General features: G+C 62.5%; 22 protein-coding genes. 13 read left to right on the top strand and 9 right to left on the bottom strand.

Going from position 1 to position 24,351, the window contains the following annotated elements; genetic code table 11:
- Positions 1 to 20 precede the first annotated feature (20 nt).
- On the top strand, positions 21 to 1,205 hold the full coding sequence (locus A462_RS13070) for an MFS transporter (protein ID WP_008436173.1): 1,185 nt from the start codon (positions 21 to 23) through the stop codon (positions 1,203 to 1,205).
- Here the strand turns inward: A462_RS13070 and A462_RS13075 are convergent.
- On the bottom strand, positions 1,199 to 2,236 hold the full coding sequence (locus tag A462_RS13075; protein ID WP_008436172.1) for an alpha/beta hydrolase family protein: 1,038 nt from the start codon (positions 2,234 to 2,236) through the stop codon (positions 1,199 to 1,201). The two genes, A462_RS13070 and A462_RS13075, sit on opposite strands and share 7 nt — an antisense overlap.
- 227 nt (positions 2,237 to 2,463) lie before the next feature.
- Positions 2,464 to 3,075, bottom strand: a complete 612-nt coding sequence (locus tag A462_RS13080) for an FMN-dependent NADH-azoreductase (RefSeq protein ID WP_003215366.1) — start codon at positions 3,073 to 3,075, stop codon at positions 2,464 to 2,466.
- A gap of 125 nt (positions 3,076 to 3,200) precedes the next feature.
- Here A462_RS13080 and A462_RS13085 point away from each other — a divergent pair, with 125 nt between their 5' ends.
- The gene (locus A462_RS13085; protein ID WP_003215364.1) at positions 3,201 to 4,109 is read left to right on the top strand and encodes a LysR substrate-binding domain-containing protein; all 909 of its coding nucleotides are present in this window, start codon (positions 3,201 to 3,203) and stop codon (positions 4,107 to 4,109) included.
- Complete coding sequence (locus tag A462_RS13090; protein ID WP_032899493.1) at positions 4,106 to 4,468, top strand: MmcQ/YjbR family DNA-binding protein; 363 nt, start codon at positions 4,106 to 4,108, stop codon at positions 4,466 to 4,468. Before A462_RS13085 ends, A462_RS13090 begins: the two co-directional genes overlap by 4 nt.
- Here A462_RS13090 and A462_RS13095 read toward each other — a convergent pair.
- Positions 4,451 to 4,834, bottom strand: coding sequence for a DUF1294 domain-containing protein (locus A462_RS13095; protein WP_003215359.1), 384 nt, complete (start codon positions 4,832 to 4,834; stop codon positions 4,451 to 4,453). The two genes, A462_RS13090 and A462_RS13095, sit on opposite strands and share 18 nt — an antisense overlap.
- Positions 4,831 to 5,661, bottom strand: coding sequence for an undecaprenyl-diphosphate phosphatase (locus A462_RS13100; RefSeq protein ID WP_003215357.1), 831 nt, complete (start codon positions 5,659 to 5,661; stop codon positions 4,831 to 4,833). The genes A462_RS13095 and A462_RS13100 overlap by 4 nt, the downstream gene beginning before the upstream one ends.
- Before the next feature lie 229 nt (positions 5,662 to 5,890).
- Here A462_RS13100 and A462_RS13105 point away from each other — a divergent pair, with 229 nt between their 5' ends.
- From A462_RS13105 to A462_RS13120, 4 genes are all read left to right on the top strand, one after another.
- Positions 5,891 to 7,525 carry a methyl-accepting chemotaxis protein gene (locus tag A462_RS13105; protein WP_008436160.1) on the top strand — a complete coding sequence of 545 codons (1,635 nt, stop codon included), beginning with the start codon at positions 5,891 to 5,893 and terminating at the stop codon, positions 7,523 to 7,525.
- A 144-nt stretch (positions 7,526 to 7,669) separates the two neighbouring features.
- Positions 7,670 to 8,233 (top strand): nicotinamide riboside transporter PnuC, encoded by a 564-nt coding sequence (pnuC, locus tag A462_RS13110; protein ID WP_003215352.1) that lies wholly within the window; start codon positions 7,670 to 7,672, stop codon positions 8,231 to 8,233.
- Complete coding sequence (locus tag A462_RS13115) at positions 8,230 to 8,751, top strand: AAA family ATPase (RefSeq protein WP_008436159.1); 522 nt, start codon at positions 8,230 to 8,232, stop codon at positions 8,749 to 8,751. The genes pnuC and A462_RS13115 overlap by 4 nt, the downstream gene beginning before the upstream one ends.
- 141 nt (positions 8,752 to 8,892) lie before the next feature.
- Positions 8,893 to 10,410, top strand: a complete 1,518-nt coding sequence (locus A462_RS13120) for an FAD-dependent oxidoreductase (RefSeq protein ID WP_008436158.1) — start codon at positions 8,893 to 8,895, stop codon at positions 10,408 to 10,410.
- Here the strand turns inward: A462_RS13120 and ggt are convergent.
- On the bottom strand, positions 10,407 to 12,131 hold the full coding sequence (gene ggt / locus A462_RS13125; RefSeq protein ID WP_008436157.1) for a gamma-glutamyltransferase: 1,725 nt from the start codon (positions 12,129 to 12,131) through the stop codon (positions 10,407 to 10,409). The two genes, A462_RS13120 and ggt, sit on opposite strands and share 4 nt — an antisense overlap.
- A gap of 153 nt (positions 12,132 to 12,284) precedes the next feature.
- Between ggt and A462_RS13130 the strand changes: the two genes are divergently transcribed.
- Complete coding sequence (locus A462_RS13130) at positions 12,285 to 12,941, top strand: TetR/AcrR family transcriptional regulator (protein WP_008436154.1); 657 nt, start codon at positions 12,285 to 12,287, stop codon at positions 12,939 to 12,941.
- A 121-nt stretch (positions 12,942 to 13,062) separates the two neighbouring features.
- Here A462_RS13130 and A462_RS13135 read toward each other — a convergent pair whose 3' ends face one another.
- The 4 genes from A462_RS13135 to A462_RS13150 form a co-directional block, all read right to left on the bottom strand.
- Positions 13,063 to 16,599, bottom strand: coding sequence for a molybdopterin cofactor-binding domain-containing protein (locus A462_RS13135; protein WP_008436151.1), 3,537 nt, complete (start codon positions 16,597 to 16,599; stop codon positions 13,063 to 13,065).
- A 16-nt stretch (positions 16,600 to 16,615) separates the two neighbouring features.
- Complete coding sequence (locus A462_RS13140) at positions 16,616 to 17,092, bottom strand: (2Fe-2S)-binding protein (protein ID WP_008436149.1); 477 nt, start codon at positions 17,090 to 17,092, stop codon at positions 16,616 to 16,618.
- Between the two features lie 256 nt (positions 17,093 to 17,348).
- Complete coding sequence (locus tag A462_RS13145; protein ID WP_003215338.1) at positions 17,349 to 17,783, bottom strand: MarR family winged helix-turn-helix transcriptional regulator; 435 nt, start codon at positions 17,781 to 17,783, stop codon at positions 17,349 to 17,351.
- Between the two features lie 189 nt (positions 17,784 to 17,972).
- Positions 17,973 to 19,025, bottom strand: a complete 1,053-nt coding sequence (locus A462_RS13150; protein WP_003215335.1) for a 2,5-dihydroxypyridine 5,6-dioxygenase — start codon at positions 19,023 to 19,025, stop codon at positions 17,973 to 17,975.
- Positions 19,026 to 19,333: 308 nt separating this feature from the next.
- Between A462_RS13150 and A462_RS13155 the strand changes: the two genes are divergently transcribed.
- The 5 genes from A462_RS13155 (at position 19,334) to A462_RS13175 (ending at position 24,343) form a co-directional block, all read left to right on the top strand.
- The gene (locus A462_RS13155) at positions 19,334 to 20,467 is read left to right on the top strand and encodes an FAD-dependent monooxygenase (protein ID WP_008436145.1); all 1,134 of its coding nucleotides are present in this window, start codon (positions 19,334 to 19,336) and stop codon (positions 20,465 to 20,467) included.
- Positions 20,464 to 21,273 (top strand): alpha/beta fold hydrolase, encoded by an 810-nt coding sequence (locus A462_RS13160; RefSeq protein WP_008436143.1) that lies wholly within the window; start codon positions 20,464 to 20,466, stop codon positions 21,271 to 21,273. The genes A462_RS13155 and A462_RS13160 overlap by 4 nt, the downstream gene beginning before the upstream one ends.
- 11 nt (positions 21,274 to 21,284) lie before the next feature.
- Positions 21,285 to 22,037 carry a maleate cis-trans isomerase family protein gene (locus A462_RS13165; protein ID WP_003215329.1) on the top strand — a complete coding sequence of 251 codons (753 nt, stop codon included), beginning with the start codon at positions 21,285 to 21,287 and terminating at the stop codon, positions 22,035 to 22,037.
- Positions 22,038 to 22,176: 139 nt separating this feature from the next.
- Positions 22,177 to 22,809, top strand: coding sequence for an N-carbamoylsarcosine amidohydrolase (locus A462_RS13170; protein WP_003215327.1), 633 nt, complete (start codon positions 22,177 to 22,179; stop codon positions 22,807 to 22,809).
- 223 nt (positions 22,810 to 23,032) lie between these two features.
- Positions 23,033 to 24,343: an MFS transporter gene (locus tag A462_RS13175; protein ID WP_008436141.1), complete on the top strand. Its 1,311-nt coding sequence runs from the start codon at positions 23,033 to 23,035 to the stop codon at positions 24,341 to 24,343.
- The last annotated feature ends 8 nt before the right edge of the window (positions 24,344 to 24,351 follow it).

Here is a 24,351-nt window from a genome sequence, read left to right as displayed (position 1 = left end):
CCGCCCGCGAACGAGTCCCCATGCCTGCCACACAGCCCGCCACCCCTAGTTCCTTGTCGATCACCCTGCAGATCGTCTCCATCGTTTTCTACACCTTTATCGCGTTTATCTGTATCGGCCTGCCGATTGCCGTCATCCCCGGCTATGTCCACGGTGAGCTGGGCTTCAGCGCGGTGGTCGCCGGGATAACCATCGGCTCGCAATACCTGGCCACACTGCTCAGCCGCCCCATGGCGGGGCGCATGTCGGACAACGTCGGCACCAAGCGCGCTATCGTGCTGGGCCTGAGCGGGATTCTGCTGAGCGGGGTGCTGACGTTCATCGCCACGCTGGTGCAAAGCTTGCCGTTGCTGAGCCTCGGCATATTGATTGTCGGCCGGCTGTTACTCGGCGTCGCGCAGGGCCTGATCGGCGTCGGCACCATCAGTTGGTGCATGGGCGCGGTCGGTGCCGAACATACGGCACGATCGATCTCGTGGAACGGCATCGCCTCCTACGGTGCGATTGCCATTGGTGCACCGCTTGGGGTGGTGATGGTTGCCGACTACGGCTACACCAGCCTCGGAATCGCCCTCACGGCACTTTCCGCCCTGGGCCTGCTGCTGATTCGCAACAAACCTTCGGTGCCCGTGGTGCGCGGCGAGCGGCTGCCCTTCTGGGCGGTATTCGGGCGTATCGCGCCGTTTGGCGCCAGCCTGTGTCTGGCATCGATTGGCTACGGCACCCTCACCACGTTTATCACCCTCTACTACTTGAGCCGTGGCTGGACGGGCGCAGCCTGGTGCCTGACGGTATTTGGCGTGTGTTTCATCCTGTCACGGCTGGTGTTTATCTCTGCCATCAACCGCTTCGGCGGCTTCACCGCGGCGATTGCCTGCATGACCATCGAAACCCTGGGCCTGACGCTGCTGTGGCTGGCACCGTCCACCGGCGTGGCCTTGATCGGCGCCGGGCTGACCGGCTTTGGTCTGTCGCTGGTGTACCCGGCGCTGGGCGTGGAGGCGATCAAGCAGGTGCCCAACAGCAGCCGGGGCGCCGGGTTGAGTGCATATGCGGTGTTTTTTGACCTGGCGCTGGCCATTGCCGGGCCGGTGATGGGTGCGGTGGCGCTGAACCTGGGCTACTCGTGGATCTTCTTCTGCGCCGCCCTGCTCTCGGTCACCGGCCTGGGCCTGACGTTGCTGCTCAAGCGCCGCGCTTACTGATCAGCCGTCTGCAAGCCCGCCCGGGTGGATTGCCCGAGGGTGTGATTAAAGAACCGCCCGGCCTCGGAAATCAGGTCGCGGTGGATGCTTTCACGGTCAACCCCGTCGGCATCGGTGCACATGGCGGGCATCGCGGCCAGTTGGCTCTCGTCGCAAGGCGCCATGAACACAAAGTGCCCGGCCCCGGCCAGCAGCTTGAAGTCCGGCGGCTCCGGCAGTTTGCGCGCCAGGGCCTCGGCGTTCTTGTCCACGGCCACCAGCTTGTCGCCGTCGCCGCTGTAGAGCAGCACCGGTACATGCACGTCCGCCAGGGTGTGGCGGCCAAACATCAGGCTCAACGGCGCCATCAACATCAAGGCATGGATACGCGGGTCGGCCTGCGGTTGCAGGTCGTCGCGGTCGACGATCAACTCGCCCTTGGTGGTGCAGGCGTCGCGATCTTCCGGGCGTTGCTGGCAGTAGCGGCGCAGGCGGTCGAGGTCCGGCTTGGCGCCGGCGAGGATCAGCGCGGTTTCGCCACCGGCCGAATAACCGATGACGCCTACCTGGTCGACGTTGACGAATGGCGACAGCATCGGGTCGCCGAGGGTGGCGGTGATCGCTTCGGAAATCTGGATCGGGCGCCCGTACAGGTTGCTCAAGGTGCCCAGCCGGCTGTGATCCTTGTAGTTGTCGCCAGGGTGCAGCACCGCCACCACCACAAACCCCTTGCGCGCCAGGGAGGTGGCGAGGTCGTGCAGGGCCAGGGGCGTGCCGGTATTGCCGTGGGACAGCATCAGCATTGGAAAGCGGCCGATGGCGATTTTCGAGTCTTCAGTGGCGGCGATGTGATAAGCGCCCACCTGGGTGGTGTGTTCCAGGCCGGTGGACGGGTAGAACGCGACGGCTTTCATCGGCTGCAGATCCAGCGGGTCGAGAAAAGTCATGCGGTGGAAGCCCACACTCCAATGGGGGTGCGGCGCGGGCGCGGCTTGCACTGAAATCAGGCCGCCGAGCAGGGAGAGAACCAAGACTGCACAAAGACGCATCATGGGGATGTCCACCTTTGTTGCGTAAGCCCGCGTAGCTGTTGAAGTATCCATGGTTCAGGCGCTCGGACTGGCAGGGTTTACCCATGCGTGCATAACCTGGGCCAAAGTAGTGACAGCGGGTAAACGAAAAAACTCCGTACTCCGATCGCTTTTCAGGCGAGCAGAATACAGAGTTTAGGCGCCTCGAATCAGATTGATATCGAGGAACAGCAAAATTTACACAAGTCTTACGCTGCGGCGAACAATTGTTCGTTGATCACTGCGTTGGCGTCGCTGATCGCCTTGCTGCGCACTTCATCGCCATAGCCCAGGCCGTGAGCGCGGACGATTTCGATGTCGGTGATGCCGAGGAAGCCCAGCAGTACTTTCAGGTAGTCTTCGTGAGCCACACCGGTAGGCTGGCCAACGTGCAGGCCGCCGGAGGTCGACACGATGATGACTTTCTTGCCACCGGCCAGGCCTTCAGGACCGTTTTCGGTGTAGCGGAATGTCTGGCCGGCGACGGCGATACGGTCGATCCAGGCCTTGAGTTGGGTCGGGATGGTGAAGTTGTACATCGGCGCAGCCAGGACGATGGCGTCGGCCGCGAGGAATTCGGCGAGGGTGTTGGCGCTCAGCTCGGCTTCATGTTTCTGTACGGCATCACGCAGCTCGGCAGCGGTGCCCAGTGCACCCAGGGTCACGCCGGAAAAGTGGTTGATGCCTTCGCTGGCCAGGTCACGGTAGGTCACTTCAACGCCTGGCTCGGCCGCCTGCCAGGTCTTGACGACACCTGCGCTCAACTGACGGGAAACCGAGTTGTCGCCGAGGATGCTGGAATCGATATGCAACAGTTTCATGGTTAATCTCCAAGTAAGCATCGCCAAGGGCGACGGAATGGAAATAAGCCTACAGATGAAACCAATCAGCGATTAGTCAGGCAATATGCGATTATTCGTCCCACTGACAGGACAATAGGCCGACCATGCAAGATCTGAATGACCTCTACTACTTCGCCAAGGTGGTGGAAGCCGGCGGTTTCGCCGCTGCCGGGCGACTGCTGGGGATTCCCAAGTCGCGGCTGTCGCGGCGCATTGCCGAGCTGGAAGAACGCCTCGGCGCCCGCTTGCTGCAACGTACCACCCGCCAACTGACCCTCACTGCCGTGGGTGAACGCTACCTGCGCCACTGCCAGGCAATGCTGCTGGAGGCGGAAATGGCCGATGAGGCAGTGGCCAGCATGTCCAGCGAACCCCGCGGTCGGCTGCGGGTCAGCAGCCCCGTGGGCCTGGCTCACCAATTCCTGCAGACCGTGGTGGCGGAGTTTCTCACCGCCAACCCGCTGGTGCAGTTGGAGATGAACCTGGTCAACCGCCGCGTCGACCTGGTGGCCGAAGGCATTGATGTGGCCTTGCGCGTGCGCGAGCTTGGGGATGAAGACCCGCTGCTGGTGACCAAGCGCCTGCGCCAGGCCCAGACCGCGATTGTCGCCAGCCCCGACTTTGTGCGTGAGCGGCAGATCGACACCCTGGAAGACCTCAAGCAACTGCCGGTGCTGGGCGCCCTGGAAGCAGACCGCATGGTGCACTTCCGCATGCTCAGCCCGGAGGGCAGCAGCCACGACCTGGTGATGGAAGCGCGGCTGGGGATCGATGATTTCCTGGTACGCAAGGCCTGCGCCCTCGCCGGCCTGGGGTTTACCGTGCTGCCGATGATGTATTGCGAGGAGGAATTGGCCAACGGCCAATTGGTGCAGCTCTTGCCGCAATGGTCATTGCCGGGTGGCTGGTTGCAGGCGGTGTACCCACATCGGCGCGGCGTGTTGCCGGCCGTGCGGGCCTGGATCGACCACCTGGATAACGCCTTCAAAGGTTGCGGAGACCGTTTGCTATGAGAATGACCGAAGAACAAGTCGCCACGTTTTGCCTGGGCTTGCCCGGCGCGCGGGAAGATTACAAATGGGGTGGCGTACGGGTGTTTTCGATTGCTGGCAACAAGATGTTTGCCTTGCAGAACCTGCGGGGCGACTCGCTGGCCTTCAAGGTCGACAAGGAGCTGTTCCTGGGCCATGTGGATCGCCCCGGCATCCACCCGGCGCCGTACCTGGCGCGGGCGCAGTGGATCATCATGGAAACGCCCTACCCGCTGGGCGCCGAGGAACTGCGTGGCCTGTTGCAGCGTTCCCACCAGTTGGTGGTGAGCAAGCTGCCCAAGCGCACGCAGGTCGGCTTGTTGCTAGAAGATCGAGAGTAGCGTGCCACCCAGGAACAGCTGATCAATCCAGAACACCTGGTGCAGCAACACGATCAGCCAGAACACCACCTGATAAGACACCTTGCGCGTCTTGTGGCGGAACACCTGCTGGGCAATCAACGCCCCCGGCCAACCGCCTGCCAGCTCCACCGCGTGCAGGACGTTTTCCGGGGTGCGCCAGCTGTCTTCGCGAGCCTTGCGCTTGTCGCTCCAGTACAGCAGGAACGCCACCACGCTGACCACGCCATAGGCCACCAGCGGGATCAGCGAAACCCCGCGGTACCCCAGCAGCGCCGCACCAAACAGCGGCGCGGCGCACAACAGTGCAAACACCAACGCCTTGAAGCGCGGATGCTGGATGATCATGGCTTGACGGCCGACCAGTCGATCCAGCCGAACTGCCAGGTGGCCAGGATCACCAGGCCGAAGGCGATCCGGTACCAGGCGAACGCCGCGTAGCTGTGGCTGGCGATGAACTTGAGCAGCGCCTTGACCGCGATCATCGCGAAGATGAACGAGGTGACAAAGCCGATGGCAAACACCGGCAGGTCATCCGGCTGGAACAGGTGACGGTACTTGTAGCCCGAATACACCGCTGCGCCGACCATGGTCGGCATCGCCAGGAAGAACGAGAACTCGGTGGCGGTCTTGCGTGACAGGCCGAACAACAGGCCGCCAATGATGGTAGCGCCCGAGCGCGAGGTGCCCGGGATCATGGCCAGGCACTGGGCAAAGCCGACTTTGATCGCGTCCTTCCAGGTGATGTCGTCGACGGTTTCGGCGTGCACTTCATGCTGGCGGCGCTCGGCCCACAACATGATGACGCCGCCCACCACCAACGCCGCCGCAACGGTGATCGGGTTGAACAGGTAGTGTTTGATCAGGTCGGCGAAAATCACCCCCAGCACCACCGCCGGCAATACGGCAATGATCAGGTTGACGGTGAAACGCTGGGCATTGCGCTGGGTCGGCAAGCCAATGACCACGTCGAGGATCTTGCGTCGAAACTCCCACACCACCGCCAGGATCGCGCCCAGCTGGATGATGATATTGAACGCTTCAAAGCGTTCGCCACCGAAGTTGATCAAGTCGGCCACGATAATCTGGTGCCCGGTACTGGAGATCGGCAAAAACTCCGTCAGCCCCTCTACAACGCCGAGTATCAGTGCCTGTACGGCGGTCCAAAGATCCATCGATTCCCCCAAAGGTCATGCCCACGGCATGCCTCGTTGATATTTTTTAGACGTTCACTAACGAAGAGTGCGCTGCAAGCACAGCGCAAATAATCAAGGCCGAACTGCGAAAATTCCGTGAAAAATCAGGCAGGACTCAGGTTTTTTGATTCTGGGCCGAAAGCCTATCAGACAAGCCGGAAATGTCGATGCAGCACCCAAAATTATAAGAACACGGAGTGACAGGACCATGAACAGTTTGCGCAATATGTCTATCAGCCGGCGCCTCTGGCTGATCCTGATCGTCGCCGTGCTGATGCTGCTAACCCTCGGCCTGCTTATGCTCAAGCAGATTCATGGCGACCTGTACCAGGCCAAGAGTGAGCAGACCCAGCGCGTGGTGCAAACCGCCAGCGGGATCCTGACTTATTATCACAGCCTCGAAACCAGCGGCGTCCTGAGCCGTGAAGCGGCGCAGAAGCAAGCCTTGAGCGCGGTACGTGGCCTGCGTTACGGAAAGGACGACTACTTCTGGATCAACGACCTCACCCCCGTGATGATCATGCACGCGGCCAACCCCAAGCTCGACGGCCAGAACCTGTCGGCCATCCGTGATCCGGACGGCTTTGCGGTGTTCAACGAGTTCGTGATCCTGGCCAAGGCCAAGGGCGCGGGGATGGTGAATTACCGCTGGCCCAAGCCCGGCGCCGATGCGCCGGTGGCCAAGACCTCCTATATACAGCTGTTTGAACCCTGGGGCTGGATCATCGGTTCCGGCGTGTATGTCGATGACGTGCAAGGCGAGTTCCGCGGCCAGGTGTGGAAAGCCTCGGTGGTTGGCCTGGTGATCGCGCTGATCATGGGCCTGCTGGTGGTGCTGATCGCCCGCAGCATCGTGCGCCCGTTGCAGCAGGCAGTGAATGCGATGGCCAATATCGCCAGTGGCGAAAGCGACCTGACCCGCACCCTCGACACCCATGGCCAGGATGAAGTCACTCAATTGTCGCGGCACTTCAACAGCTTTACCGCCAAGCTGCGGCAGGTGGTGGGCCAGTTGCAGACCTGCGCCAACGCCTTGGGCCAGTCGTCCACCGAGCTGGGCAGCAACGCCAGCGATGCCCATGACCGCAGCCAGCAGCAATCGCAGCAGATGGAACTGGTGGCGACGGCGATCAATGAAGTCACCTATGGCGTACAGGACGTGGCCAAAAATGCCGAGCATGCCGCCAGCGAAATGCGCGATGCCCAGGTGCAGGCCGAACAGGGCCAGCTCAATATCGATGGCAGCCTGCAACGGATCGACCAGCTCTCCGGCACCATCAGCCAGGCCGTGGAGGTGATCCGGACGCTGTCGACTGAAAGCACGCAGATTGGCGGCGTGCTGGAAGTGATCCGCTCGATTGCCGACCAGACCAACTTGCTGGCCCTCAACGCCGCCATCGAAGCGGCCCGCGCCGGGGAGCAAGGCCGTGGTTTTGCGGTGGTGGCCGACGAAGTACGGCTGCTGGCCCAGCGCACGCAAAAATCCACGGCAGAGATCCAGGCGATGATCGAGCGCCTGCAAGGCCATTCGGAGGCAGCGGTCAAGGTCATCAGTGACAGCCACCAGGCCTCGCAACTGACCATCGAACAAGCAGGCCAGGCGGGAGCGAGCCTGACTGCCATCGGCCAGGCGCTGCGTAATCTCAACGGGCTGAACGCCTCGATTGCCAGTGCCACGTTGCAGCAGGCGCATGTGGTGGAAGACATCAACCAGAATGTCACCCAGGCAGCCGGCTTGTCCCACAGCACGGCACTGGCGGCGCAGCAGTCCAGCGTCGCGAGTGCGCACTTGAAAGGCCTGAGCGAACAACTCGACAGCCTGCTCCGCCAGTTCAAGGTCTGACGCCGCTCAAATGTGGGAGCGGGCTTGCTCGCGAATGCGGTGTATCTGTGCCAAATTTGTTGGCTGACTCACCGCATTCGCGAGCAAGCCCGCTCCCACATTGGTTACAATCAGCGCCCTCTTCGACTCCCCCAAGGAACCGCCATGTCCGGGCTTGAACTGTTTGCCGCCGCCCTGGGGGTGATCGCTGTCTGGTTGACGGTTAAACAGAACCCGTGGTGCTGGCCCATCGGCCTGGTGATGGTGCTGCTGTACACCTGGATCTTCTTCGATGTGAAGCTCTACTCCGACATGCTCCTGCAAGTGATCTACGCCGCCCTGCAACTCTACGGCTGGTGGCAGTGGACCCGCGCCGGTGAGGTCAAGCAAGGCCGGCAAGTCACCAGCCTGGGCCTGCAACCGATCCTGCAAGGCCTGGCTGTGGGTGCTGTGGGCAGCCTGTTGCTGGGCGCAGCCATGGCCCACTGGACCGACGCCGCCCAACCCTGGCTGGACGCGGCCCTGACCGGCTTCAGCCTGGTGGCGCAGATGTGGATGGCGCAAAAACGCGTGCAGTGCTGGCCGTTGTGGATCACCGTGGATGTGATCTTCGTCGGGCTGTTCCTCTACAAAGGCCTGTACCTCACCGCCGCGCTCTACGCCTTGTTCACCGTGATCGCGGTGCAGGGCTGGCGTGAATGGCGCGCCGACCCGGCGTTGCACGCATGAAGGTGGTGGTACTGGCCGGCCCGGAATCCAGCGGTAAAAGCTGGCTGGCCGCCCAGTTGCAGGCACATTTTGGCGGGGTGATGGTGGGCGAATACGTGCGTTATTTCATCGACCACCACCAGCGCGATACCACCCTGGCGGATATCCCGGAGATCGCCCGGGGCCAGTTGGCCTGGGAAGATGCCGCCCGCGCCGCGCAGCCGGCGTTGCTGATCCTCGACACCAACCTGCTGACCAACAAGCTGTGGAGCCAGACCCTGTTTGGCGACTACCCGGCGTGGCTCGACAGCGAACTGCTCGCCCGCCACTACGACCTGCACCTGCTGCTGTCGCCGGAAGACGTGGAGTGGACCGCCGATGGCCAGCGCTGCCAGCCGGAGTTTGCCGATCGCCTGGCGTTTTTCCAGGCCAGTCGTGACTGGCTGGAGCAACATCATCAGCCGTTACGGGTCATCCGTGGGGATTGGCAAGCACGCCAGGACCAGGCCTTTTCAGCTGTGGAACAACTGCTGGATTGACCGGCGGGGACGGTTTTCATGCACCGCTCGTTACGCATGGCCCACTTTCAACGCTCTGGCACGCAGGGCTGAAGACCGGTTATCGGGTCAACGCAGTCCTCTACCCGGGGCACAGGTCAATCCTTAAAAGGAGATTGGCCTATGAACATGCGCATCGTTGCCCGCTTGATCAACTTGCCCGAAGACCGTGGCGTTCGTGTTGAAACCGCCGCCCATCACATCCTGCTGGTGCGTTCGGGTAGCGAGGTTCGTGCCTATCAGGCGGATTGCCCCCACGCCGGGGCGCCCCTGGAGCAAGGCGTGGTCTGTGACGGGAGGATCATTTGCCCGTGGCACAAGGCGGCCTTCCGGGTGGATGACGGCCAGGTCTGCGAGCCGCCCGCGCTGGTGCAGCTCAAGCAGTACCCGGTGCAGATTCACGACGGCGTGGTCAGTGTGGGCGACGAAGCACTGCCCTCGCCCGCTGCCCCGCACACCAACGATTCGCGCTGCTTTATCGTGATTGGCGCCGGTGCAGCCGGTTCGGCGGCCGTGGCCACGCTGCGCCGCAAGGGTTTCAGCGGCCGGTTGTTGTGGATCGACCAGGAACAGGACCCCGCCTACGACCGCACCGCCCTGAGCAAATTCGTCATCTGCGGCGAGATGCCGCCGCAGGAAACACCGCCCTTGCTGGACGAGGCCACCTGCCACGCGTCGCGGATCCACGGCGAAGTGCGCCATCTCGACCCTCAAGCCAAGCGCCTCGAGCTTGCGGACGGTCGCCATTTCGACTACGACGCCGCACTGCTGGCCACCGGCGGCGAAGCCAGGCCGCTGGATATTCCGGGCACCGTACTCAACAACGTGTTCGTGTTGCGCTCCCGGGACGATGCGGCGCGTATCGTCAAGGCGGCTCAACCGGGCTCGTGCGCAGTGATCATCGGCGACAGTTTTATCGGCCTGGAAGCCGCGTCCGCCTTACGCAAGCGCGGGTTGACGGTGCAGGTGGTGGGCCGTCACGAGATTCCGCTGGCGGCCCAACTGGGCAAGCGCATCGGTGCCTCACTGCGCCAATTGCATGAAGCCAACGGCGTGATATTCCACACCGCCAGCGAGCCTGCACGCCTGGAAGGCCACATGGACGTGACGACGGTGGTGCTGAAAAACGGCCACAGATTGGCCGCAGACCTGGTACTGATAGGCGTCGGCGTCACGCCTGCCACGGGGTTTGTCGAGGGGGTGGAAAAAGCCGAGGACCAGTCGCTGAAAGCCGATGCCGGTTTGTCTGTCGCGCCCGGACTATGGGCGGCGGGCGATATGGTGACCTTTCCATGGAACGGCCAACCCGTGCGCATCGAACACTGGCGTGTGGCGCAGCAACTCGGGGTGCTGGCGGCGCGCAATATGCTGGGCGCACAACAGGTGTTTGCCGATGTGCCGTTCTTCTGGACGTATCACTTCGGCAAGACCTTTGAACTGCTGGGCCACCCCCGCCACTGGAATCAGCTCCACGTGGAAGGCGACCTGCAGCGGCACGACTTCATCGCCCTGCTCTGCCAGGGCGACGAAGTGGAAGCGGTGGTTGCCTGTGAACATCAGCGAGCCATGGCGCTGCTCTCGCAACGCCTGAAGCACCCGTTGAAGAAGGCCGAGGTGCTGGAGCTGATCCGCGGGCTTTAGTAGCCCAGCGACAACCCGGTATTGCGCCGAGGGTCGTTGGCCCCATAGAAACGGTTATTGCCGACCGGCTTGCCGTCCAGGGACGGCGCGCCTACCAGGATCGCCGCCAGGTGGTTGGCGTCCTGCGGGCCGGCAAACTTGTGGCCCCAGCCTTCGAGGATTTTCTGGGTGTCGGGGCTCAGGGCAAAGCGTTCGATATTGGTCGCCTCAGGCAGCCATTGCTGGTGGAAACGCGGGGCGTCCACGGCTTCCTGGATGTTCATCTTGTAGTCGATCACGTTGAGGATGGTCAGCAACGTGGCCGTGATGATACGGCTGCCACCCGGCGTACCCACCACCATCACCGCCTTGCCATCCTTGGTGACGATGGTCGGGCTCATGGACGACAGCGGCGTCTTGCCCGGAGCAATGGCGTTGGCTTCGCCCTGCACCAGGCCGTACATGTTCGGCACGCCGATCTTGGAGGTGAAGTCGTCCATTTCGTCGTTGAGGATCACCCCGGTCTTGCTCGCCATCACGCCCGCGCCGAACCAGTCGTTGAGGGTGTAGGTCACCGAGACCGCGTTGCCCCACTTGTCGACGATGGAGTAGTGGGTGGTGTTATTGCCTTCGTGGGGCGAAACGCCCGGCTTGATGTCCTGGGAGATCCCGGCTTTCTGCGGGTCGATGGCAGCGCGCAGTTTGGCGGCGTAATCCTTGTCCAGCAGGTGCTCGACCGGGTTCTGCACGAAGTCCGGGTCGCCGAGGTAGCTGTTGCGGTCGACGTACGCGTGGCGCATGGCTTCGATCTGGTAGTGCAGGCCCTGGGCCGAGTGATAGCCGAGGTCGGCCATCGGGTAGCCTTCGAGGATGTTCATGATTTCGCAGATGACCACCCCGCCCGAGCTCGGTGGTGGTGCGGACACCACGTGGTAGCCACGGTAGTCACACTCGATGGGCGCCAGTTCGCGGGTCTTGTATTTGTCCAGGTCGGCTTGGGTGATGATGCCTTTGCCCGATTGGCTGGAATCCACAATCGCCTTGGCTACCCAGCCTTTGTAGAAGCCATCGGTGCCCTTGGCGGAGATTTCCCGCAGGGTTTTCGCCAGGTCTTTCTGCACCAGCTTCTGGCCCACCAGCATCGGCTCGCCTCCGTGCAGGAAGATGCCGCGCAGGTCTTTGTCTTTCTTGAATTCGTCAGTAGCGGTGTGCAGCAGGTCGACATCGCCCTGCTCCAGGGCAAAACCGTCTTCGGCCAGCTTGATCGCCGGGGCGATGACCTGGGCGCGCTTGAGGGTGCCGTATTTGCTCAGCGCCAGTTCCATGCCCGACACAGTGCCGGGAACGCCGACCGCCAGGTGGCCCTTGGAGCTGAGGTCCGGGACCACGTTGCCGTCCTTGTCCAGGTACATGTCGGCGGTCGCGGCCAGCGGGGCTTTTTCGCGGAAGTCGAGGAAGGTCTTGCGGCCGTCGGCCAGTTGCACGGTCATGAACCCACCGCCGCCCAGGTTGCCGGCCGCCGGGTACACCACGGCCAGGGCGTAGCCCACCGCCACCGCCGCATCCACGGCGTTGCCGCCGGCCTTGAGCACATCCACGCCCACATGGGTCGCCAGATGCTGGGCGGTGACCACCATGCCATTTTCGCCAGCCACCGGGGCCTGGGAGGCCGCCTGCACGCCGCCTACAGTCAGCACCAGCGCGGTGGCAATCAAAGTTCGGGTAAACGGTTGGTATTTCATCCCTGGCTACTCTGTTTATTAGAAGAACTCGAAAGTAATACGTTTCCGATCCAAGCCCCAGCGTTATGCCGCGTTTGTGACAGAGCCTGTCGGTAACGGAATAATGCCCATGCTATATTCCGGGCCTTTACGCCGCGCAGCAGAGGCTTTTCGATGGTGATCAAGAAGACCGGTATCCGCGCCCAGCAAGCCGACCAGACCCGCGCGCGGATTCTCCAGGCGGCGGTCAAGGTCTTCACCCGCGACGGCTATTCCGGCGGGCGTGTGGAAAGCATTTCCCGCGAGGCCGACTCCAACGACCGCATGCTGTATTACTACTTCGGCAGCAAGGAGCACCTGTTTGTGTGTGTGCTGGAGCACACCTATGAACAGTTCAACAAGGCCGAAAGCAAGCTCAAGCTCGACCTGACTGCACCGGTGCAAGCGTTGCAGGCGCTGGTGGGGTTTATCTGGAATTACTACGTCAAGCATCCCGAGTTTGTGGCGATCCTGAGCATCGAGAACCTGCACCAGGGCAGGCATGCGAAGCAGTCGGGTGAACTGCGGCGGTTGTCCGGGGAGGCGGTTGGGGTGTTGCGGCCGATCATTGAGGCGGGCCAGGCCCAGGGGCTGTTTCGTGAAGATGTGGACATCAAGCATGTGTACTTGATGATTGCTTCGTTGTGCTACTTCTATAACTCCAACCAGCACACGCTGAGTTCGTTTTTGGGGGAGGATTTGGCGGATAAGACCCAGCAGCGGGATTGGCTGGGGTTTATCAGTGATCTGGTGTTGCGCGGGGTATGCGTGACACCGCCCATCCAACGGTAGAACCTGGATCTAAATGTGGGAGCGGGCTTGCTCGCGAATGCGGTGTATCAGTCAATATATTTGGCGACTGACGAACCGCTTTCGCGAGCAAGCCCGCTCCCACATTTTTTGACCGTGTGAATCAATGGGTACCGGGATTGGCTCGCAGGTGTGCCACGGTTTGCTCCAGGCTTTCCCACTGCGGTGCATGGGGTGCGAAGCGCCCGCGCAGGTAGGCGGCCAACTCCGCCACTTGGGTGTTCGACAAACTGTCCTTGAACGCCGGCATGTAACCCAGATCCTTGGTCGCCGGAGTGCTGATCCCTTGCAAAATCACCTTGATCAGGTTGTCCGGTCGATCGCTGTGCACATTGGTATTGGTCGCCAGTGACGGGCTGACGCCGAACAGCTTCGGGCCCTGTCCGTCGGCATGGCAGGCCTTGCATGAACCTTCGAATACCCGTCGCCCATTGGCATTGGGCACCGTCGCAGCTGCCACCACCTGCGCTTCGGCGGCGCCGCTGTCGTTCAGCGAAGCCAGGTACACCGCCATCGCGCGGATGTCGGTCTTGGGCAGTTTCGCCAGTTCAGTCACGACCGGTCCCATCGGCCCCGTTGCCACGCCATGGGCATCGGAATAACCAGTGCTCAGGTAGCTGAACAATTGGTCTTCGGTCCACGGCGTCGGCGCCTTGGACAAGCCATTCAAGGCCGGCGCTTCCCAACCGTCCACCCTGCCGCCCGCGAGGAACGCATTGCCGCCCTTCTCCGCCCCCATCAGGTTGCGCGGCGAATGGCACGCCGCGCAGTGCCCCAAACCGTTGACCAGGTAAGCGCCACGATTCCATTGCTCGCTGCGCTGTGGCTGCACGCTGATTTCTCCGCGGCGCAGGAACAGCGCATTCCAGCCGGCCATCAACGGCCGGATATTGAACGGAAACTTCATCGCATTCGGCACCGGTGCCTGGCTCACCGGCGCCTGGGACATCAGGTAGGCATACAGCGCCTGCATGTCGGCATCGTTGATATTGCGAAACGCCGTATAGGGAAACGCCGGGTACAGGTTGCGCCCGTCGCGGCCAATGCCGTCGCGCATCGCCCGCTCGAACGCCGGGTAGGACCAGTTGCCAATCCCGGTTTTCTCATCCGGGGTGATGTTGCTGCTGTAAAGGGTGCCGAACGGCGTATGCATCGCCAGCCCGCCGGCATTGGTGGCACCGCCCGGTGCCGTGTGGCACACCGCGCAATCCCCCACGGCGGCCAGCAAGCGCCCGCGCTCCAGGGTGGCCTTGGACCAGGTGCCTGCACTGGGCGGTGCAATCGGGGCAATTTCGCTGTGAAACGGCCACGCGGTAGCAGCCATGCCCAGCACCGCGCCAAAGGCGGCGAACAATGAGCCGAACAACCATTTGCGGCGCTTTTCCGGGGACTTCGCCGGCTCGCCCAGGGCGCCAGCATTCAGCGCCGCCAATACCCGCTCGGGAGTAATCGGCAGCTCGCGAAAACGGATGCCGGTGGCGTCATAGATCGCGTTGGCAATCGCCGCCGCGCTGGGCACCGAGGCCGACTCACCGGCGCCCATCGGGGGCTGGTCCTGGCGCGGCATCATCAGTACGTCGATCTGCGGCACTTCCGGGAAGGTCAGGATCGGATAACCGCCCCACTCCTTGCTCGCCACGGTCGACTCTTCAAAGGTCACGCGCTCCTTGAGCACACGGCTGGTGGACTGGATCACATTGCCGTGGATCTGATGCTGCACCCCTGCGGGGTTGATCATCATCCCCGAGTCATGCCCGATCACCACCCGCGTCACCGAGACATCGCCGGTCTGCTTGTCGATGGCCACGTCCGCGACCCACGCCGCCCACGCCGCGCCGAAGCCGGGAAACTTGCTGTGGATGTAGCGCGCGTAGGCAAAGCCCCGACCACGCAGCAGGTGGTCCTCATTCGCGGTTTGCATCGGCGCGGTGCGCGGTGCCCAGTTGGCGCGTTCGGCGGTGGATTTCACCAGGTCGATGGCGCGCTCGTCCTTCAGGTAACGCAGGCGGTACTCCACCGGGTCGACCCCGGCGGCAAACGCCAGTTCGTCGATATAGGATTCATGGGCGAAGGTGTTGGGCAACGCCGACACACCGCGCATCCACGAGGCGCGAACGATCGGCGCCATGTCGTTGATGGTGACGCGCATGTTCGCGATGTCGTAGGGCGGGATCGAGGTGCGGTCGCCCATCTCGAACATCGCCGCCACCGGCTCGACCCGGCCGGTCAACAGCAGCGCCAGGGTGGGCGCGCCGTTGGACGGGTAGCTGGTTTCAAAGTCATAGGCGGCGATGCTGCCGTCGGCGTTCAGGCCGCCGTCGACATCCATCAATTGCGCGGTGCCCTTGGGCTCCCACAGGTGCTCCTGTTCGCGGGTCAGTTGCACCCGCACCGGCTTGCCCACCGCACGCGACAGCAGCAAGGCGTCGGCGCATACATCATCGGCGCAGTTGCGGCCGTAGCAGCCGGCGGCCTCCATGCGAATCACGTCGATGGACGCTTCCGGGCATTCCAGCAACCAGGCCAGGTCGGCCCGCAGCAGGTGCGGGTTCTGGCTGCCCGACCAGATGCGGCTGCCACCGGGCTGATAATCCGCCACGCCACAGGACGGGCCGATGGAGCCGTGCATCTGGTATGGCCACAGGTAGGTGCGCGGCATGCGCTGGCTGGCGGCGGCCAGGGCTGCGTCGACGTTGCCCTGGTCGAGCACGGTGCGGCGTACCCGCGGGTTGTCGCGGATTGCCTGCTCCACATCGCTCATGTCCGGCAGTGGGTGGTTCCAGGGTTTCCAGTGCACCTGCAGTTCCTGGGCGGCCTTGATTGCCTGCTCTTCGCGCAAGGCCACCACGCCGACAAAATCACGGATCACCACCACCGCAACAATGCCCGGGATATGGGCGATGGAAGACTCGTCGACCTTCAGCAGGCTGTTGCCGACAAAGTCACCGCAATCCAGGCCCGCATACGGTGGGCGGATCACCCGACCGTGGAGCATGTCCGGCACGCGCATGTCGTGCACGTACGTCAGTTCGCCGGTGGCCTTGCCCGGGATATCCACCCGGGCTGCGCCCTTGCCCACCAGGCGGTAATCGGCGGTGGCCTTGAGCGGTGCATCGCCGCTGATGCGCAGTTGGTCATGCTCGCCCGTCACCAGTTCACCATAAGTGATGGTGCGCCCGTCTTCGCCGCGGATAACGCCTGCGTCGACCTTGAGACTTTGAGCATTTACGGACCAGCGTTGCGCCGCCCGCGCCAGCAGGAAACGCCGGGCTTCGGCGGCGGCATTGCGCAGCGGAATCGCGGAGATCTGCAAGGTTGCGCTGGCAATGGTCGCGCCCTGGTTCGGCGCACGCTCGGTGTCGCCCAGCACCATGCGCACCTGGTCCATGGTCAGGTCCAGTTCTTCAGCGACGATCTGCGCCAGGGAGGTGCGAATGCCGGTGCCCAGGTCCACGTGCCCGTTGAAGGCGTACACCAGCCCGTCATCGTTCACTGCGATAAACAGCCCCAGCTCCTTGGGCTTGACGGTCGGTGTGCCGCCTTTGGCCACCGGCCCCGAAGGTGGCAGCACATCGTCGACGATCAGCAGGACGCCGGCCTTGGCCAGCCATTGGTCGCGGGAAGGGATTGCGTCAGTCATGGTCATCGATCCACGTTCAAGGCGTTTGGCGGGCGGCACGCAGCACCGCGCGGAGGATTTCGATATGGGTGCCACAGCGGCAGAGGTTGCCAGACAGTTCGCTGCGCACCTCGGCTTCGCTGGGGTTGGGATTGCGGTCGAGCAAGGCCTTGGCGGTCATGATCATGCCGTTGAGGCAGTAGCCGCACTGGGCGGCCTGTTCATCGATGAAGGCCTGCTGCACCGGGTGCGGGGTCTGGCGGGTGCCGAGGCCTTCGAGGGTGACGATGTTGCGTCCCACGGCACCCGACAGGGGGAAGACGCAGGAGCGTGCAGCCACGCCGTCGATGATCACCGTGCAGGCGCCGCACTCCCCCAGGCCGCAGCCGTATTTGGGGCCGTTGAGTTGCAGATCATTGCGCAGGATCAACAACAGCGGGGTGTCGGCCATTGCGCTGACTTCGCTGGTGTGGCCGTTGACCTCAAGCGTTACCGTGATGTTCTGGCTGGTCATTCGCTTCGCCCGTTGGATTTGGTGAAGTGTCCACTACATCAAACAGTCAAAAAAAAGCGTCGCGTACCTGGGGTCTCGCGACACACTTGACGGGTGAAGTGGTTACTACATCAACGTAGAGCAAAAACGGTGCCAGAAGATGGATGAATAGCTGTGGCGAGGGAGCTTGCTCCCGCTGGGTTGCGAAGCGACCCCAAAAGATGGGCCTGCTGCGCAGTCCAGCGGGAGCAAGCTTCCTCACCACAGGGGATCGGGGTCAGGTTTGGGGGTCTTCGATCATTTTGCGTAGCAGGAAGAGTACGGCGACGCGTTCGGCAGGGTTGAGGTTGCTCAGGGTCAGTTCGGTGATGGTGGCGGCGCAGGGCACGGTTTGCTGCACCAGGGCGGCGCCGGAGTCGGATAGGTTGACCACGACTTTGCGTTTGTCCTGCGGGTCGGGTTCGAGGGTGATCAGTTCGCGGGCCTTGAGGCGTTCGACGATGCCACGGATGGTCGCCTGGTCGACGGCGGTGGCCTTGACCAGTTCGGTGAGCGAACTTGCACCGTGATCGCGCAGGGCGCACAGGGTGACGAACTGCACGGCGGTGAGCTGGGAGTCGCCGACGTTCTGCTGGAAGATCGCCAGGTGACGCTGGTAGGCCTTGCGCAGCAGGTGGCCGACTTGTTCGGAGAAAACGTAGGAATCAGGCACGGCGGGCTCGGGAAGGCGGTGGTCGATGGGGTGGCATGATGGCGGGGTTGTGGAAATGACTCAAGGATCTCATTGCCGGAACGCGGTTGAAATGTGGGAGCGGGCTTGCTCGCGAATGCGGTGTGTCAGGTGGCGCATGTGTGACTGACGTACCGCATTCGCGAGCAAGCCCGCTCCCACATTGGATGTTTAGTGGGCCAGGGAGGCCTTGGGGGCTACGACGTCGCCGGCGATGACTACGGCCTCATCATCGAGGTAGACGTCGCAATTGCGCAGCGGGATGTCCATGTGGCACGGGGTCTTGCGGGTGCCGCCGACTTCGGTGTTCGGGCCGGTGGAGAACAGGAAGTTGCCGTAGAACGCGCGGGCGTCCATGCACATGCCGTCGTTCTTGTCGTGCAGGCCCATGGCCGTCCATTGCGCCCGTGGCTGCAGGCCCCAGCCGATGTGGGAGATGCCATATACCTCGGGGTCGTTGAAGTATTTCATGTAGTCGCGCAGGTATTCGGCCTCGAAACCACCGTGGATTCTGGTGATGAAGCCCTTCTCGATCTCCAGGGTGATTTTCTCCCGGGTGTAGGTCTTGAACGGCAGCAGGATGTCGCCGATATCCAGCACCAGCACGCCCTCTGCAGTTTCCTCATTGGGCCAGGAGAACAGGAAGCCGCTCGGCCAGTGGTCCCAGCGTCCCGGTTCGTCGGCAAAGCCGTATTCGGTGACGGACGGGTATTGCCCCAGCGCCGCCCGGAAATCACTGCCGGCGCGGGATTTGACGTGGATCGAGCGGGCTTTTTTCAGCAGTTCTTCAGCGGCCAGCACGCGCACTTTGTCCTCTTCGGTCGGCAGCATGCGCGCCAGCACTTCCGGGGGTTCAACCGCCAGCAGGATGCGCGTGCCGGTCTTGAGGATCTGTTCCTGCTCCGGCGAGTGCAACAGCATCATGGTGTCGACGATCAGGTCTGCCGCTTCCAGCGCCCGCTGCGCCGCGATATTGCCGGTCAGGGCAGTGTCGCCACAGTAGGCGGTCATGTCATTGCCCATCGCCCGGGGATGGTTGAACGACGGCAACTCCACCGCATACACCTTGGCCCCCAGGCGCTGCGCCGCGTCCATCGCGGCGCGCACGGTGCGCGGGTCGGAGTAATGGCTCTTGAGCACGGCGACGCTCTGGGTCGGGTCGACCTTCGAGAGCTTCAACACATGCTCAAACATCTGGGTCAGTTCGCAATCACTTACCGGCATTTCCTGTCTCCTCAGCTGCTGCACCAAGATCTTGCAGGGCGCTTCACTCTAGTGCGTTTTTATAGCGTATACGCCAATTAATCACGATAAGAACTGATTTCATCATGGACTGCAAGCACCACGCCAAAACGTTACGAATCCACACAAGCCCAGTTATATATGGAGATAACCGGTTACAGGGGATCGATATGGCCAAAAAAACAATTTTTCAGGCGTGGGCTTTTCATTTGAAAAAATGAGCGTATACACTTTAAAAACCTTGCGGACAGACGCCGCCGGCCATTATTCGAAAAAGAGGACCACGCCCCATGGGAAGCACACAAAAAATCGCAATCGTCGGCGCCGGCCTTGGCGGTGCCGCCGCTGCCACCCTGCTGCAACAGGCAGGGTTCGACGTGGACATCTACGAGCAGGCGCCGGAGTTTTCCCGCCTGGGTGCCGGGATCCACATGGGCCCCAACATCATGAAAATCTTCCGCCGCATGGGCATCGAAAAACAGCTGGACCTGATGGGGTCGCACCCCGAGCACTGGTTCAGCCGCGATGGTGAAACCGGCGACTACCTGTCACGCATTCCCCTGACTGGCTACGGCGCGTCCTACATCACCGTGCATCGCGGCGATCTGCACGCGCTGCAGATGTCCACCCTCAAGCCCGGCACCCTGCACTTCAACAAGCGCCTGGAAACCCTTGAAGAAACCGATACCCAGGTGCGCCTGACTTTCGCCGACGGCGAGGTAACCTACGCCGACATCGTGATCGGTGCCGACGGCATCAACTCGCGCATTCGTGAAGAGCTGCTGGGTGCCGAAAAACCGCTGTACAGCGGCTGGGTCGCGCACCGTGCGCTGATCCGTGGCGACCAGTTGGCCAAGTACGACCTGAAGTTCGAAGACTGCATCAAGTGGTGGACCGAGGACCGGCACATGATGGTCTACTACACCACCGGCAACCGCGACGAGTACTACTACGTCACCGGCGTGCCGCACCCGGAATGGGACTTCCAGGGCGCCTTCGTCGACAGCAGCCGGGAGGAGATGTTCGACGCCTTCAAGGGCTACCACCCGACCGTCCAGGCCCTGATCGAATCCACCGAAAGCGTGACCAAATGGCCGTTGCGCAACCGCAACCCGCTGCCGTTGTGGAGCCGTGGTCGCCTGGTATTGCTGGGCGATGCCTGCCACCCGATGAAACCCCATATGGCCCAGGGCGCCGGCATGGCCATCGAAGACGCCGCGATGCTGACGCGCTGCCTGCAGGAAACAGGGATCGGCGACTACCGCACCGCGTTCGAGCTGTATGAAGCCAACCGCAAGGAACGCGCGTCCCGGGTGCAGGCCGTGTCCAACGCCAACACCTGGCTGCGCACCCAGGAAGATCCGGACTGGGTCTACGGCTATGACCTCTACGCCCAGCAACTGAAATCGGGGGTGGCGGCGTGAGCAGCTTTCTCTATGGCGGCAACGTCCAGGCCAATGGTATCCGCCAGCATTACCTGCGTTACGGCGGCAAGGGCCCGGCACTGATCCTGATTCCCGGTATCACCAGCCCGGCGATTACCTGGGGTTTTGTCGCGGAACGCCTGGGTTTGCACTTCGACACCTACGTGCTGGACGTGCGCGGTCGCGGCCTGTCGTCCACCGGCCCGGAGCTGGACTACAGCGCCGACACCTGCGCCGATGACATTGGCGCGTTTGCCGACGCCCTGAAGCTCGACAGCTATCACCTGGTCGGCCATTCCATGGGCGCGCGGTTTGCCGTACGCAGTGCGGTGCGCCATCCACAAGGTGTCAACCGCGTGGTGTTGATCGACCCGCCGATGTCCGGCCCGGGTCGCCGCGAATACCCAAGCAAACTGCCGTGGTACGTCGATTCGATTCGTCAATCCCAGGTCGGCATGGATGCGGAGGCGATGCGCGCCTTCTGCGCCACCTGGACCGAGGAACAACTGCAACTGCGCGCCGAATGGCTGCACACCTGCTACGAGCCGGCGATCGTGCGTGCGTTCAATGACTTCCATACCGTCGATTTCCATCAGGACCTGCCGCACCTGGAGGCTCCTGCCCTGCTGATTGTTGCCGGACGCGGCGGTGTAATTCAGGCCGAAGATGTCGCGGAAGTCCGACAGTTACAGCCGACCCTACAGGTCGCCCATGTGCCAAATGCAGGACACATGATCCCCTGGGATGACCTTGAAGGCTTTTTCGCTGCCTTCGGCGACTTCCTCGGCCAGCCCCTGACTGCATAACGGAGACCATCATGCTCAAGCCTTATCGCATCGGCCAGATTGTGCCGAGCTCCAACACCACCATGGAAACCGAGATCCCGGCGATGCTTAACGCGCGCCAGGCGATCCGCCCGGAACGTTTCACCTTTCACTCCAGCCGCATGCGCATGAAGCAAGTGCGCAAGGAAGAACTGGCGGCCATGGACGGTGAGTCCGACCGTTGCGCCATCGAACTGTCCGACGCCAAGGTCGACGTGCTGGGCTACGCCTGCCTGGTAGCGATCATGGCCATGGGGCTGGGTTACCACCGCAAGTCCGAGCAACGCCTGCGCAAGGCCACCGCCGACAACGACGCCAACGCCCCGGTGATCACCAGCGCCGGCGCCCTGATCGAAGGCTTGAAAGTCATGGGCGCCAAACGCATCGCCATTGTTGCGCCGTACATGAAACCGCTGACCGAACTGGTGGTGAACTACATCCGCGAAGAAGGCTTTGAAGTGGTGGACTGGCGCGCCCTGGAAATCCCCGACAACCTCGAAGTGGCCCGCCACGACCCGGCCAACCTGCCGGCGATTGTTGCCGGGATGAACCTGGAAGGTGTCGACGTAATTGTACTGTCGGCCTGCGTACAAATGCAGTCGCTGCCCGTGGTCGCGAAGGTCGAAGCCCAGACCGGCCTGCCGGTACTCACCGCCGCCATCGCCACCACCTACGCCATGCTCAAGGCCCTGGACCTGGAACCCATCGTCCCCGGCGCCGGCGCCCTGCTCTCCGGCGCCTACTAAAAACGCTTTTGTGGCGAGGGAGCTTGCTCCCGCTGGGGTGCGAAGCGCCCCCAAAAAAACAGGCCTGCTACGCAGCCCAACGGGAGCAAGCTCCCTCGCCACAAGGTTATGTGCACTGTCCATTACCGAGGACTGAAAGATGAGCGAACAATCCGCCGACGCCAACTACCAGGGCGTCTGGGGTAACCGAATCGGCTTCGGCAAAAAATCCGCCCTGCTGATGATCGACTTCATGCAAGGCTATACCACCGAAGGCGCGCCACTGTTTGCCCCCGAAGTGCGCATCGCCGTGGCCGAAAGCGTCGAGCTGCTGGCCTGCGCCAGGCGTCACGGAATCAGCGTGGTGCACACCAATATCCGCTACCATCCGGGCCATTTCGCCGACGGCGGTATCTGGGTAAAAAAGGCCCCGGTGATGAAAGACATGGTCGAGGGTAACCCCCTCGCCGCCTTCTGCACCGAAGTGCTGCCCCTGGCCAATGAAGTGGTCATCACCAAACAATACGCCAGCGCGTTTTTCGGCAGCAGCCTGGCCCCGATGCTGCACGCCCAGGGCATCGACACCGTGGTGCTCGCCGGCTGTTCCACCAGCGGCTGCATCCGGGCCACCGCAGTGGATGCGGTGCAACACGGGTTTCGTACCATCGTCGTGCGCGAATGCGTCGGCGACCGCCACCCGGCGCCCCATGAAGCCAACTTGTTCGATATCGACAGCAAGTACGGCGACGTGGTGAGCAAGCAGGAGGCGATGAGCAAGTTCAAGGAGCAATAACGCGTCAACAGGAACCACGACAAAGAGCGTGGTCCGGAAAAAACTGAGCGCCCACGCTGGAATGCAGTCGAATGTGGGAGCAAGCCCGCTCCCACACTTGATCACCTCCAACAGGGCCACCTCAGTCTTCTGTCACTGCCTTTGGAAGTCGCTTTCACAGCACTCCGAAGTGCTGAAAAAGCGGCCGTATAAAAACCATAAGTCACCGCCAGGAGACACCCCAATGCCCATTGCGAATGCAGCGCCCGCGACTACGGTCGCCGATCCGGTCCACACGCTCTACCACAAGATCACCTGGAAGCTGATTCCGTTCCTGTGTTTCTGCTACCTCGCGGCCTACCTGGACCGCATCAATATCGGCTTCGCCAAACTGCAGATGCTCGACCAGCTGCACTTCAGCGAAACCGCGTTCGGCCTCGGTGCCGGGCTGTTTTTTGTCGGCTATATCATCTTCGAAGTCCCCAGCAACCTGATCCTGGAAAAGGTCGGGGCGAAGATCTGGATCGCCCGCATCATGATCACCTGGGGCCTGCTGTCGGCCTGCACCATGCTGGTCACCTCCACCACCCAGTTCTACATCCTGCGGTTCCTGCTGGGTGCGGCCGAAGCCGGGTTTCTGCCGGGCGTGCTGTATTACCTGACCACCTGGTTTCCCACCCATCGCCGGGGGCGGATCATCGCCCTGTTCATGATCGGCCTGCCGCTGTCCAGCGTGATCGGCGGCCCGTTGTCCGGCTGGATCATGGGCCACTTCGACAACATGGCCGGCCTGCGCGGCTGGCAGTGGCTGTTTCTGATCGAAGCGGTGCCCAGCGTGCTGCTCGGTGTGTGGACCTTCTGGGCGCTGCCCAATACCTATCAGCAAGCCAAGTGGCTGTCGCCGGAAGAAAAAAACCTGCTGGAAAGCGAACTGCGCAAGGACGACGCCGACGGTGCCGCCAGCAAACACAGCTTCCGCGACGGCTTCTTCAACCTCAAGGTGTGGATGCTCGGCGGTATCGACTTCTCGATCCTGCTCAGTGCCTATGCCATGGGGTTCTGGATGCCCACATTCATCCGCAACGCCGGGATTACCGACACTTTCCACATCGGCATCCTCACGGCCCTGCCCAGCGTGGCGGCCCTCTTGGGCATGCTGCTGATCGGCGCCAGCTCCGACAAACACCGCGAACGCCGCTGGCACATCATCGTGCCGTTCTTCATCGGCGCGGCGGCGATGGCTACCAGCACGTTCTTCACCCATAACGTGGTCGCCACCGTGGCGCTGTTTGCGATTGCCTCGGCGGCGATCATCGGTGCGGTGCCGGTGTTTTTCAGCCTGCCGGCGACCTTCCTGAAAGGCACCGCAGCGGCCACCGGCTTTGCCCTGGCCTGCTCGCTGGCGAACATCGCGGGCCTGGTGAGCAACTCGTTGATGGGCGTGGCGATTGACGTCACCGGCAGCAGCGCAGGGGCCTTGTGGTTTTTTGCCGGCTGCCTGATTCTCAGCAGCTTCCTGGTGATCGCCTTGCCGGCGAAGCTGGTAAACCGTTAACAACAACA

The sequence above is a fragment of the Pseudomonas sp. Ag1 genome (assembly GCF_000278565.1).
GTDB lineage: Bacteria > Pseudomonadota > Gammaproteobacteria > Pseudomonadales > Pseudomonadaceae > Aquipseudomonas.
Note: the sequence above shows the minus strand (reverse complement) of the source record. Positions and strands in the feature narration are given on the sequence as shown.

What these genes read in the sequence shown, in the direction of transcription:
- A462_RS13085 (WP_003215364.1), top strand. Translation starts at nt 3,201, where the DNA reads ATGCAAGATCTGAATGACCTCTACTACTTCGCCAAGGTGGTGGAAGCC.
- A462_RS13115 (WP_008436159.1), top strand. Translation starts at nt 8,230, where the DNA reads ATGAAGGTGGTGGTACTGGCCGGCCCGGAATCCAGCGGTAAAAGCTGG.
- A462_RS13150 (WP_003215335.1), bottom strand. Translation starts at nt 19,025, where the DNA reads ATGCCGGTAAGTGATTGCGAACTGACCCAGATGTTTGAGCATGTGTTG.
- A462_RS13165 (WP_003215329.1), top strand. Translation starts at nt 21,285, where the DNA reads ATGCTCAAGCCTTATCGCATCGGCCAGATTGTGCCGAGCTCCAACACC.
- A462_RS13080 (WP_003215366.1), bottom strand. Translation starts at nt 3,075, where the DNA reads ATGAAACTGTTGCATATCGATTCCAGCATCCTCGGCGACAACTCGGTT.
- A462_RS13130 (WP_008436154.1), top strand. Translation starts at nt 12,285, where the DNA reads ATGGTGATCAAGAAGACCGGTATCCGCGCCCAGCAAGCCGACCAGACC.
- A462_RS13105 (WP_008436160.1), top strand. Translation starts at nt 5,891, where the DNA reads ATGAACAGTTTGCGCAATATGTCTATCAGCCGGCGCCTCTGGCTGATC.
- A462_RS13175 (WP_008436141.1), top strand. Translation starts at nt 23,033, where the DNA reads ATGCCCATTGCGAATGCAGCGCCCGCGACTACGGTCGCCGATCCGGTC.
- ggt (WP_008436157.1), bottom strand. Translation starts at nt 12,131, where the DNA reads ATGAAATACCAACCGTTTACCCGAACTTTGATTGCCACCGCGCTGGTG.
- A462_RS13155 (WP_008436145.1), top strand. Translation starts at nt 19,334, where the DNA reads ATGGGAAGCACACAAAAAATCGCAATCGTCGGCGCCGGCCTTGGCGGT.
- A462_RS13120 (WP_008436158.1), top strand. Translation starts at nt 8,893, where the DNA reads ATGAACATGCGCATCGTTGCCCGCTTGATCAACTTGCCCGAAGACCGT.
- A462_RS13095 (WP_003215359.1), bottom strand. Translation starts at nt 4,834, where the DNA reads ATGATCATCCAGCATCCGCGCTTCAAGGCGTTGGTGTTTGCACTGTTG.
- A462_RS13075 (WP_008436172.1), bottom strand. Translation starts at nt 2,236, where the DNA reads ATGATGCGTCTTTGTGCAGTCTTGGTTCTCTCCCTGCTCGGCGGCCTG.
- A462_RS13090 (WP_032899493.1), top strand. Translation starts at nt 4,106, where the DNA reads ATGAGAATGACCGAAGAACAAGTCGCCACGTTTTGCCTGGGCTTGCCC.
- A462_RS13140 (WP_008436149.1), bottom strand. Translation starts at nt 17,092, where the DNA reads ATGACCAGCCAGAACATCACGGTAACGCTTGAGGTCAACGGCCACACC.
- pnuC (WP_003215352.1), top strand. Translation starts at nt 7,670, where the DNA reads ATGTCCGGGCTTGAACTGTTTGCCGCCGCCCTGGGGGTGATCGCTGTC.
- A462_RS13070 (WP_008436173.1), top strand. Translation starts at nt 21, where the DNA reads ATGCCTGCCACACAGCCCGCCACCCCTAGTTCCTTGTCGATCACCCTG.
- A462_RS13135 (WP_008436151.1), bottom strand. Translation starts at nt 16,599, where the DNA reads ATGACTGACGCAATCCCTTCCCGCGACCAATGGCTGGCCAAGGCCGGC.
- A462_RS13170 (WP_003215327.1), top strand. Translation starts at nt 22,177, where the DNA reads ATGAGCGAACAATCCGCCGACGCCAACTACCAGGGCGTCTGGGGTAAC.
- A462_RS13100 (WP_003215357.1), bottom strand. Translation starts at nt 5,661, where the DNA reads ATGGATCTTTGGACCGCCGTACAGGCACTGATACTCGGCGTTGTAGAG.